Below are 10,936 nucleotides of genomic sequence, written 5' to 3'. Positions count from 1 at the left end.
TTTTTGTTCTTCCGGGTCGCGGTCCTGACGAACATGTCACCAGACCGTAGCAGCACGTGCGCAGGTCGTGATGGGGTTATCGCTGAAGTTGTGTCACTATGGCTTTCCGCCGTTTCCGCTAGGCCGTAAGCCACCGACCTGCGGTTTCAGACCCGGACGTGCCCGGGATCATGGATTAGCTGCGGAACGCGGGTAACTATAGAGCGTTGTTTCGATCCTCGTTAGCACCAACTGATCTTCTTCGAACACGAACGCGACACCTCCGAGTGGGTGTTTGGTCCTGTCTGACCCCGGGTTAAGGCGCCGCGCCAGGTGAGGGTTGTCCGCCGGTGAGGCAGCGGGCCATGAGGTCGATCACGGCGATATGGATCACGGCTTCGGAGCGGTCAGCCCGTACTTTGTAGTCGCGGGCCAGGCGGCGGTGCCGCATGAGCTAGACGAGGGTCGCTCGTCCACCCAGCGGGGTGAATCTTCTGGTGGCGGGGTCACGGCGGACAACTTCGAGGTCGATGCCGAGGTGGCGGCGCCGTCGATGATGGTGGTACGGAGTTGTGCCTCATGTACACCTTGTGGGCCGACTTATCGAGCCGTTGCGCCATCGAAGTCATAGGCTCGGCCTACGCTGGCCCCGTTGTTCACCCCGTGAGTTGCAGGCCCACGTAGGGGCGCGCATTGCGCTTCCTACGTGTACGTACGGGATCCGCTATTTGGGTCAATTTTCGGGAGGAATCGCGAGTTAGTTGGTTACCGAGGCAATTGACGCGGGCGGGGTTATCGTCGATCGGGGGCCTTGAGAGCCGTACAAGGAGAGAGCGGCATGCCTGGTCTTGATCGCGAGGCGCTACAGGAAGCGGTGTTACGCATCCAGAAGCTGTCCGACGACAGCTGGTGGGCTCTGCATTCCTCCTGCACGCTGATGGAAGCCGAAGCATGGCTTGGGCCAAGCGGTAACCGCTTCGGCCAGACCGTGCACAGCTGCCAGCGAGAGCTGCGCGAGATGCTGGCCAAGGCCGTCGCCATGGCCAAGGACGAGCTGGCGAGGGCGAAATGAGCTTCACCGGAGTCAAACTGCCGGAGTTCGACACCCTGGTCGCACGGCACACGGCAGCCGCCATGCAAATCGAGGAGTTGGGCTCGCTCTTGTACGGGGAGCTCAACGGTGCGGGGCTGGCCACTGATCCGGCAGAGCGGATCAAACAAGTCGCGGCGCAGGTCGGCCAGGAAGCCGAAGACCTGCGCAGACGTCAGCGCATTGTCCGGGAGATGGAGCGGCTCAAGATCTCCATCGGGCCGGTCATAGCGACGGGAACCCTCATCGCGGTACCCGAGTCGCGCTTGGATTGCCCACGGGCGAACTGGTCGAGATAGGGGACAACATTCTTGGCGAGGGTCTCGCTGATCGGCGAGTCCTTGAACGTGCCCCACGAGCCGCCGATCCAGGGACTGTTCTCGGCGCCCATCCCGTTGATGAGGTTGAACCACGCCCGTTCGCGTACGCCGTCCGCTCCGGCGCCGGGTCTCAACGCCTTGTCCAGGACGCCGGCCATCTTCTTCTCGGAGCCGGGGATGCCGCTTTGCCGGGCGCGCTGCGGATGCAACAACCAGCCCGCCGCGTCCTTGTTCTCGGCCAACAGCGTCTGCAACGCCTGCGGATCAGCGTCGTAGGCGTCCACCAGCGCGTTCAGATTCCAGTTCTGGCTCGTCGGGAGATCTGCGGTCAGCGGCCGGCCGAGTACCCGAATCGCCACCTGGTTGAGCAGTCTGGTCGACGGCTTGGACATGGCGACCAGCGCCGTCAACACGCCGGGCTGGGTCGTCTTGATGAAGTTCTGGCCCCACGCCTCACCCAGTCTTCCTGCGCGTTCGGCGTTGGCGTAGGCCTCGGCCAGTGGGCCGAGAGCCTCCTTCCCCTCCTTGAGGAGGTTGGGCGGCAGGGCCGAAGCGTTCTCATGTTGTAAGACCGAGTAGTTGGAGAGCGTCCGCGGGGTGGCTGCGGTAATGGTCGGTGGCGGCGGCGATGTTGGTCCAGCCGAGTAGGCGGGCCAGGCCGATGGCCAGGTTGCGGAGGCCGGCCATGATTCGTGGTGCGGTGCCGGTGCGGACGCGGGAGGCGTCTTCGCGGTAGGTGACGTCGCGGATGTGGTGCAGGGCTTCGACGCACCAGTGGCCGCGGATCAGTGCGGCGAGCTGGGCGTGGGTGATGCGTCCGGGTGGCAGGCTGGTGACGGCATAGATGGTCACGATGGTGGTCTTGCCGGTGCGGTGGTCGGTGCGGCGGCGTTTGACCTGGATGGCCTGGGCGGCGTGGGGGAAGGGCAGTCCGGGGCGGACGGTGCAGATCTTCATGCGGCGGATCTCGCGGCGGCCGTGCCCGTGCTCGTCGGTGCGGTCGTTCAGGACGGCTTCGCGCCAGGGCAGGGCCTTGAGTCGGCGGTGCAGGGTGGGCTGGTTGCCCTTGACGATGAACAGGTAGTGGCCGCCGGCGGCGTTGATGTGGCGGGCGTGGTCGTGCTGGGTGTGCAGGGCGTCGGCGGTGATCACCACGCTGGTCAGGTCCAGCCCGGACAGCAGGGGCGTGAACGCGGGGATCTCGTTGCTCTTGGCGTCGATCTGGCGTTGGGCCACGACGATCTGGGTGTCGTGGCGGGTAGCGGCCAGCAGGTGCACGGTGCCGTCGGCGGTGCGGCTGCCGCGCAGGGTCTTGCCGTCCACGGCCAGGCCGGACAGCGGTGCCCGGCTTAAGGGCGGGCTGCTGGCAGGTGGCTCATCGGTGGCGAGGATGGCCAGATAGCCGCAGGTGGCCGTATCGAAGGCGTCGCCGTCCAGGCGCGCGAGCAGGCGTCCCAGGGTGCTGGCGGCCAGCCGCACGGTGCCGGGCAGCCCGGCTCGCTCGCGTAGCTCTGGGTCATAGCCGGCGATGAACCGGGCGATCTTGGCCAGGGAGGTTGCTCCGCCGAGCACGGCGAGCAGGGATAACGCCAGCAGGGGGCCGAGCCGGTAGCGGCGGCCCCGCCGGCTGCGCGGGTCCGGGATGGCGTCCAGCAGTTCGGCGAGTGTGGGCAGGTCAGTTGGCGGGTCGGTGGTGGTGACGTGCTCCCGGTGGGGGGCGAGCACGTCGATCGGGGATGATGGCACGCGAACGCGGCCCCTGTTCTTGATCGACTGGTGTAGACACCCAACGATCTTCAGGGGTCGCGTTTGCCATCTGCCCGCCGGGGTGCCCTCAACCGCCCGGCTTCATCGAGCCCATGCGTGTCTCGTCAGACGAGAACGCTTCGGCCCTAGGTTGGGCGGCACTCCCTTGTCCATGGCCGGACCTTTGTTCTTCATCCAGTGCATGAACAGCGCGCGGAACTTGTCCGGTCCGAGAGCGGACAGCAACGCTGCGGCGTAGGCGGGATCGCTCAATTTCTGCTTCGTCGCCGCCGTGGCGTCGGTAACCTTCCGCCAGCTCTCCGGCGAGTTCTCTATCTCATGCTGCTTGAGCGCCCCCGTGATCGACGCCGCGTCGGTTTTCCCTTGGCGCGTGGCCTCCGCTTCGCTGTTGAACACAAGCGCCCCAGTGAGCAGGCCGTCTCCCGCCATCGCAACCAGCTGCTTGAGAGCGTCCATGCGCCATTTGAGGTCCCGCTGGGTGTCGTCGAAGAACGCCCAGGACCGGTGCATGGCGCTGACCCCCTGCGTGCCGGTCCATGATGGGCCTGCCTCGGCGATGGCCGCTTCCAAGGCGTGCCGGGTACGCCCCAGGATGTCCTTGCCGGTCTCCATCTGGCGAATCAGCTGATCCGCCCCGCGGGGATCGATGCCGACGAACTCCCCCATGCCCCCTCCCGGAGGATGCAGCTACAACGCAGGAGTCAAGCACATCAGCCGATCCTCAACGCATCCATATGCAGAATCGGAATTCGATAAGCATGGGAAATGTCATGGGGACAGAATTTCGGGCGTTGAGGCCGCACTCCCTGTGGCGGCGGACCTGCCAGTGTTTCCAGCGAATGCCGCCACCCTGCACCGTAATACCACCAAAGGTGCGCCCGCTGAAGCCGGGCAGGGGTCAGGCTGGCCTGGTCGGCGAGGTTGGCGCGGCTGCGGCGACGGAAGCCCGGCCCTCGACCGTCGTCGTGCGGCTCCTGTGGTCTTCAGCCGGTTGCGGCGGGCGACTGTGCGGCGCTGCCTCTGGCCGACAGTTTGCGTACGTGGCGTACGGCGATGAGCGGCACCGTCACGCCGATCAGGTTGCAGTAGGCCACCGCGGCGTAGAAGGCGTCCGCGCTGCCGACGGCGTGTGCCGCCGCCGCGCTGACCGCGACGATCAGGCCGAAGTAGATCGCGTTGAGCACGATGGCCAGGAAGCCGCCGCCGGTCTCCTCCATGACGGTCAGCGATGCGAGCACGGGCCCTTGGACGGCGTAGGTGAGGGCCACGGCGCCCAGGTAGCCGCCCGCGGCCGCGGCCACCCCGGCGTCGCCGCCGATCAGCCGCGCCAGCGGGTCGTGCAGTGACCACACCAGCGCCGCGATCACCACGTAGGTCACGACGGTGAGCTCGATGCCGCCGCGCATCGACTGACGTATCCGCTGCCATTCGCCCGCGCCGCGCTGCTGGTTGATGACGATCGCCGTGGCTGTGCCCAGGACCATGCCCGGCAGCAGCACGACGTTCTGCAGGGTGGACGCGACCGTGAACCCGGCCACGACGTCCTCCCCGTAGTTCCCGAGCACGCCGATGACCGCGAGGTTGTACGCGGAGAGTACGAAGAAGGACATGGCGATGGGCACGCCGATGCGGCGCAGGTCAGTGAACACCGCGCGCCGCCAGATCCGGACGGCCGCCGGATGCCACAGCTCGGTGCGGCGCAGCAGCACCAGGCCCATGGCCAGGCCGCTCAGGCCCGCCGCCGCCTCGGCGATGGGCACCGCCGCGATCCCGAGGCCGGCGCCGAGCCCGAGGCCGGCCACGAGGCCGGTCCGCACGCCCGCTGTCCAGATGACCAGGACGGTGGCCTGGCGCACGTACCCGTAACCGCGCAGGCTGGACGCGCACAGCTCCTCTCCGACGACCAGCAGGCCGGCGGCGCTGGTCCAGAGCAGGAAGGAGGCGAACGTGTCCCGCAGCCCGGCGTCCACCTGAAGGAGACCGGGCAGAAAGGGAGCCGCGACCGCGAGCACCAGGAACAGGGCCGTGCCGAGCCCGAGCCATACCCTGGCCAGGCTCGCGGCGTTCGACATGACGTCCCGGGGGCGCCCGGCCCCCTTGCCGATCGCGGCGGCGACCTGGTTGCAGACCGCGAAGCCCACGCTCAGGGCGAGGACGACGAGGCTGACCGGCTGATACAGGGCACGCACGTAAACGGCCTCTCCCCCCATCCGCCCCAGAATGGCGATGATTCCGAGCTGGGCAGCGAAATTGAGGGACCCGGCCACGAAAAGAGGGACGGCGAGGCCGGAGACGGTCCGCCACACCCCCGTTCTTTCGTGCGCGGCCAAGGGAAACATGCGGGCCTCCGGGGGCGTAACGGCTCGGGTACGAATTGACCTGCGGGAAGGTGGCTGCAACCCATCGCACCTTCTGCAGTCGGCGCCTCCTGACTACGGCCTCACACCGTGTGAGACACAAGAAGGCGGATTCCCCCGGCGCACGATGGCCACCACCCGGGTGACCGGGCCTCAGGTGCGAGTGTCGCGGCGGTCGAGGATTTGCGTGGTGGCCGTGGTCAGGGCCGCGGTGAGGACGAGCGCGCCGATGACGATGGAGGCGACGTCGCCCCCGGTGATGGCGCCGGTGTCGCCGAAGGTGCCCGTGCCGAGCTGGGTGGCCCGGCTGATGAGGGCGTACGGGATGACGAAGACGGCGGCGTCGAGGCCGGCCAGCAGGAGCACGACCGCCGCGCCCGCGCCGAGGAAGGCCACCGCGATCGGTCCGGCGAAGGAGCGCATGAGCATCGACAGCCCGGACTGCAGGACGGCCACGGGGACGCAGGCCAGCATGATCAGCAGGCTGACGCCCACGTACCGGCCCGGCGGCAGCCCGGGAATGGCGAAGACGACCACGCCGATGACGACCACGGTGAGGAGGAGGACCGCCTGCATCGCGGCGGCGAGCACGGCGACCACGACCGCCTTCGAGGCCATGATCCGCAGCGCGGACGTCGGCCCACTCATGAGCGCGTTCCAGTTCCCTCCGCGGTGCTCCACCCGCCACACGAGAGAGGCGAGGATCCCGATCCCGATCGCGAGCGGGAACAACCCGTGGAACACCACCGACCGCAGCCACATCGTGTGCCAGCCGTCCTCCGGCCGGCTGCCGGAGACGAGCGTGTTGACCGCGCCGGCGATCACCATCGCCACGGGCAGCAGAACCACGACGGTCCAGCTCAGGGAGCGCTTGAGCTTCAGGAACTCCGCGCGTACGGCACCCATGTCAAGCCTCCCTGCGGTCGAAGCGGCCGGTGACGATCACGAAGAGGACGGCGGCGACCGCCCCGAGGGCTGCGATGCTGCCGTACGCGGGCGTCAGGGCCACGAGCTGCGTCCCTTGGTAGCCGGCGGCGGCCACGAGGGCGTAGTACCCCCACGGAGTCAGGTGTGCCATGGCGGGCGGCAGCGCGGTGGCGAACACCGCGACGATCGTGCCGAGCACGCCGATGCCCAGGCCGACGAGCTGGTTGTCGATCCGGGCGGACAGCAGGACGTGCAGGGCCAGCACCACCAGGTTGGCCACCAGGACCGAGGCCGTGTAGCCGGCCCACAGGCCGGCCGGAACCCGGTCGGGAACGCCCAGCAGGAGGCCGGCGACGAGCACGAGGACGCTTTCCAGGATCGTCACGACGGCGACGACGATCCCGACGGCCAGGAGCTTGATCCGGCACAGGCCGCCCGGCGTGACCCCGGACGTCTGCGAGAGCAGCCAGCCGTTGCCCTGGTGCTCGATGTCGACCTGCCGGCTGGCCAGGACCGCCAGCAGCAGCGGCGAGGCGAGCGGCACGGCCAGCGACATGCCTCCGAGCAGCGCTTCCCACGAGCGGCCCGACGGGACGGCGAAGGCCGGGCTCGTGGCGGCGCCGGCGACCGACAGCCCGGTGACGATGACCACCATGACCGACGCGATCAGGCCCATCCGCAGATGGCGCATCTTGGCGAACTCGTTCGCCACGGCTCGCGCGCTCACAGCCCGCCACCGCCGGTGAGGTCCATGAACACGTCCTCCAGCGACTGCTCGTCGCGCCGTACGCCGTAGATGTCGACGCCGGCTCCCACGAGGTGGGCGACCACCCGCGCGGTCGTCTGGTCGCCGATGCCGCTGACGCGTACCGCGCCATGGTCGAGCCGGCTCGCCACCATGCCCTTGAGCTGGGTGTTCGCGTACTCCGGATGCGGGGTGTCGATCAGCACGTCGGGGGTGGAGGCGGCGAAGAGCTCGTCGCGGGTGCCCTGGAAGATCAGCCGCCCGCCGCTCAGGATGCCGAGCACGGTGGCGGTCTTGTCGATCTCGCCGAGCAGATGGCTGGAGACCATCACCGTCACCCCGCCGTCGGACAGACGGCGCAGCAGGTCGCGGATCTCCTCGATGCCCGCCGGGTCGAGGCCGTTGGTGGGCTCGTCGAGGATCAGCAGGCGAGGCTGCCTGGCCAGGGCCATCGCGATGCCCAGGCGCTGTTTCATGCCCAGCGAGTAGTCGCGCACCTTCTTGTCGAGCTGGTCCTGCATGCGCACGGTGCGGACCGCCTGGTCGATCTGCTCGTCGCGCAGGTCGAGGAGGCGCTGTACGAGCCGTATGTTCTCCCGGCCGGTGAGGTGGCCGTAGCCGGGCGGCGACTCGATGAGGGAGCCGATGTGGCCCAGGAGCCTGCGCCGCGTCCCGCGGTTCATCGGCTGCCCCATGACCTGGACCTCGCCACTGGAGGGCCGGACGAGGGACAGCAGCATCTTCATGGTCGTGGACTTGCCCGACCCGTTCGGGCCGAGGAAGCCGTAGACACAGCCTGCCGGGATGCGCAGGTTCAGGCTGTCCACCACGGTGCGGCTGCCGTACCGCTTGCTGAGCTGCTCGGTGGCGACGATGTAGGACATGCCTCCACAGTGCCGAGGTCGGCGGCGGAGATCGTCTCGCTCCAGGCATATCTTTCGCGTATGCCTCAAGCGATAGGCGCCGTGCCGTGTATGCCTTGAGGCATATGCCTCCGCCCGGTCAGTGGCCGCCGGCCTCCACCAGGCCGCTCTCGTACGCCAGGACGACGGCCTGGACCCGGTCGCGCAGGCCGAGCTTGGCCAGGATCCGCCCGACGTGGATCTTGACGGTGCCCTCGGTGAGGACGAGCACCCCGGCGATCTCCGCGTTCGACAGCCCCCGCGCGACCAGGCGCAGCACTTCGTGCTCGCGCGGCGTCAGCTCCGAGAGCCGTCCTTCGTGGCCGAGAGCGGGCGGGCGGCTTCGGGTGAAGTGGTCGAGCAGGCGGCGGGTCGTGCTCGGGGCGACGACCGCGTCCCCGGCGTGCACGTGGGCGATGGCGGCGGCGATCTCCTCCAGCGGGGTGTCCTTGAGCAGGAAACCGCTCGCTCCGGCCTGGAGCGCGTCGTAGGCGTACTCGTCGAGGTCGAAGGTGGTCAGGATCAGCACCCGCGGCGCGTCGTCACGCGCGCGGATGCGCCGGGTGGCCTCGACCCCGCTCATGCGCGGCATGCGTACGTCCATGAGCACGACGTCCGCCTCGACGGACCCCAGCATCTCGATGGCGGTGTCACCGTCGTCCGCCTCGCCGACGACCTCGATCTCCGGACGCGACTCCAGCACCATGCGGAAGCCCAGCCGGATCATCTCCTGGTCATCCACCAGCAGGATACGGATCGTCACAGTCGCCTCCGATCGGAAATTCCGCCACCACCTCGAAGCCGCCGCCCGGCCGCCGCCCCGCGCGCAGGGTGCCGCCGTACGCCGCCACCCGCTCGCGCATCCCCACCAGGCCGTGACCTCCGTGGCCCTCCTGGCCGCCGCGGCCGTCGTCGGTGATCCGTACCTGGAGGGTGGTGTCACCATAGTCGAGCGCCACCTCGGCCCTGCCGAGCCGCGGGCCCGCGTGCTTGCGGACGTTGGTCAGGGCCTCCTGCACTACCCGGTAGACGGCGAGGTCCAGGCCGGCGGAGACCTCGGCGGGCCGGCCGCGCACCGCCAGCTCGACCGGCAGCCCGACCGCCTGCGAGTCCGCGATCAAGCGGTCCAGGTGCGCGATGCCCGGCTGCGGGGCGTGCGAGCCCGGCTCTCCGTCGCGCAGCACGCCGAGCATCCGCCGCATCTCGGCCAGCGCCGTACGGCCGGTGTCGCGCACCGCGAGCATGGCCTGCCGGGCACGCTCCGGCTCGCTGTGCGCCTTGGCGGCCGCCCCGTCGGCCATGACCACCACGACGCTCAGACTGTGCGAGACGATGTCGTGGATCTCCCTGGCGATCCTGGCCCGCTCCCGGGCCGCCGCGACCTTCCCCTGCGCCTCCCGCTCGCGTGCGAGCCGGCGCGCGTGCTCCCGCAGGCTCTCGATGTACGCCTGGCGGGTCTTGACCAGGGTCCCCCACGTCCACGCCCAGATGACCACGACGACGAGCACGCCGAGGTCGCCGATGCCCGTGTACCCCTGGCGCATCGACGGCCCGGAGGCGACGAGCAGCCACCCCACCACCGACGCGGCGGCCGGGACGGTGACCGTCCACCGCAGCCTCGTCGCGAGGTTGTAGAGGGCGAACAGCAGCATGACGTCGGCGACGAGGAGGCCGACGCCCAGCAGCACCTGCACCACGGCCGCCAGCAGGACGGCGCAGAACACGCGCAACGGGTGTCGCCGTCGTGCCAGGTAAGGAGCGCACAGCCCCAGGGACACGACGGCACCGGTGCCGGGCCACAACCCGCCGGGGACGAAGCTCACCTGGATCGGCAGGTTGTAGGTGAAGACGGCGAGCACCACGACCAGATCGACGACCCAGGGGCGCTGCCGGAACCAGGACGCCGAAGCGCCGGCCGGCACGCGCCCGACACCATGGGCATCGTCGCTCGGGTGGGTGCGGGCTGATGCTTCAGTCATCCACTCCCATCCTATGGGGACGGGCCGGACGAATCACTGGCCACCGGCGCCTCTGGGAGGACAAGCACTTCGGCAGCGGAGGGGACGCTTCCTCGCGAACGCGCTCTTACCGGCAGCAAGGGGGCCAGGTTCCTCGACGACGGACTTGATGTGACCCGCTTGACTCGAACGTGCACGCATGGTCATCGGGGCTTGTTCACGTGTGATGATCGGGTCAGAATCAGTTCATCCTTCAACTATTTGGCTGGAGGTCACCGCACGGATGAGGAGAGGCATGAAGCGCACCATCCCCGTTCTCGCCGTCGCCACCGGCGTCCTCGGCGCCATGCTCACCGGCACCAGCCCCGCCTCCGCGGCCGCCCCCGCGGTCGCCCCCGCGGTCGCCCCCGCGGTCGCCCCCGCGGTCGACTGCTCCGCGGGCGCGTACACCCAGGTTCTGACCAGCTACGTCCCCACCAACGTCCAGCGGCCGGCGGTGGACGGGCGTGCCTACAACATCTCCGGGCCGTCGGCGTACACCCACGAGGTCTGCCTCGACATCCCCGACACCTCGACCTTCACGATCGAGGCGCGGATCCGGTCGGCCGACGGGTCCACGAGCGTGTTCGTGGACGACCGGCCCGGGGACAAGGTCTTCCACTACTCCCCCGGCGCCCACAGCTTCTGGCAGGTCTACGGCACGATGACCGGGCCCGACAGCACCTTCATCTACTACACCTGGAGCGAGAAGAAGATCCCGGCCTGACACTCCGAACGGCCTATTGGGCGCTGGAGCAATAGTCAAGACTTGTGGATCATGAGTTCTTAGGCGGCTGTGGGGACGGGTGATTCTGCGGGTCGTTCGATGAGTTTGCCGTCGATGAAGGTGGC

The 10,936-nt window shown here is 68.9% G+C and carries 11 protein-coding genes; 2 read left to right on the top strand and 9 right to left on the bottom strand.

Translation table 11 applies throughout. From position 1 onward, the window contains the following. Positions 1-817: 817 nt before the first annotated feature. Positions 818-1,051 carry a hypothetical protein gene (locus tag IO39_RS42250; protein WP_043636908.1) on the top strand — a complete coding sequence of 78 codons (234 nt, stop codon included), beginning with the start codon at positions 818-820 and terminating at the stop codon, positions 1,049-1,051. A 193-nt stretch (positions 1,052-1,244) separates the two neighbouring features. Here IO39_RS42250 and IO39_RS42245 read toward each other — a convergent pair whose 3' ends face one another. From IO39_RS42245 to IO39_RS58440, 9 genes are all read right to left on the bottom strand, one after another. After that, positions 1,245-1,802, bottom strand: coding sequence for a type 1 periplasmic-binding domain-containing protein (locus IO39_RS42245; RefSeq protein WP_043636905.1), 558 nt, complete (start codon positions 1,800-1,802; stop codon positions 1,245-1,247). A 145-nt stretch (positions 1,803-1,947) separates the two neighbouring features. Then, positions 1,948-3,135, bottom strand: coding sequence for an ISAs1 family transposase (locus tag IO39_RS42240; RefSeq protein WP_169789220.1), 1,188 nt, complete (start codon positions 3,133-3,135; stop codon positions 1,948-1,950). A 102-nt stretch (positions 3,136-3,237) separates the two neighbouring features. Beyond that, entirely contained in the window at positions 3,238-3,822 is a 585-nt protein-coding gene (locus tag IO39_RS42235) for a hypothetical protein (RefSeq protein ID WP_043636903.1), read from the bottom strand. Positions 3,823-4,139: 317 nt separating this feature from the next. Continuing rightward, complete coding sequence (locus tag IO39_RS42230) at positions 4,140-5,345, bottom strand: MATE family efflux transporter (RefSeq protein ID WP_169789219.1); 1,206 nt, start codon at positions 5,343-5,345, stop codon at positions 4,140-4,142. Between the two features lie 321 nt (positions 5,346-5,666). Then, complete coding sequence (locus IO39_RS42225; RefSeq protein ID WP_043636900.1) at positions 5,667-6,419, bottom strand: ABC transporter permease; 753 nt, start codon at positions 6,417-6,419, stop codon at positions 5,667-5,669. A gap of 1 nt (position 6,420) precedes the next feature. Further along, positions 6,421-7,167 carry an ABC transporter permease gene (locus IO39_RS42220; protein WP_043636898.1) on the bottom strand — a complete coding sequence of 249 codons (747 nt, stop codon included), beginning with the start codon at positions 7,165-7,167 and terminating at the stop codon, positions 6,421-6,423. Next, complete coding sequence (locus IO39_RS42215; protein ID WP_043636895.1) at positions 7,164-8,069, bottom strand: ABC transporter ATP-binding protein; 906 nt, start codon at positions 8,067-8,069, stop codon at positions 7,164-7,166. Before IO39_RS42215 ends, IO39_RS42220 begins: the two co-directional genes overlap by 4 nt. Positions 8,070-8,187: 118 nt before the next feature. Continuing rightward, positions 8,188-8,814 carry a response regulator gene (locus IO39_RS42210; protein WP_245642585.1) on the bottom strand — a complete coding sequence of 209 codons (627 nt, stop codon included), beginning with the start codon at positions 8,812-8,814 and terminating at the stop codon, positions 8,188-8,190. A gap of 7 nt (positions 8,815-8,821) precedes the next feature. Continuing rightward, complete coding sequence (locus IO39_RS58440; protein ID WP_063765453.1) at positions 8,822-10,066, bottom strand: sensor histidine kinase; 1,245 nt, start codon at positions 10,064-10,066, stop codon at positions 8,822-8,824. A 274-nt stretch (positions 10,067-10,340) separates the two neighbouring features. Here IO39_RS58440 and IO39_RS55500 point away from each other — a divergent pair, with 274 nt between their 5' ends. Further along, entirely contained in the window at positions 10,341-10,811 is a 471-nt protein-coding gene (locus tag IO39_RS55500; RefSeq protein ID WP_043636889.1) for a hypothetical protein, read from the top strand. Positions 10,812-10,936: the final 125 nt, after the last annotated feature.

This window comes from Nonomuraea candida (genome assembly GCF_000725485.1).
In the GTDB taxonomy this organism is placed as follows: domain Bacteria; phylum Actinomycetota; class Actinomycetes; order Streptosporangiales; family Streptosporangiaceae; genus Nonomuraea; species Nonomuraea candida.
The sequence above is the reverse complement of the archived record's forward strand: the minus strand, read 5'-3'. Positions and strand labels throughout refer to the sequence as shown.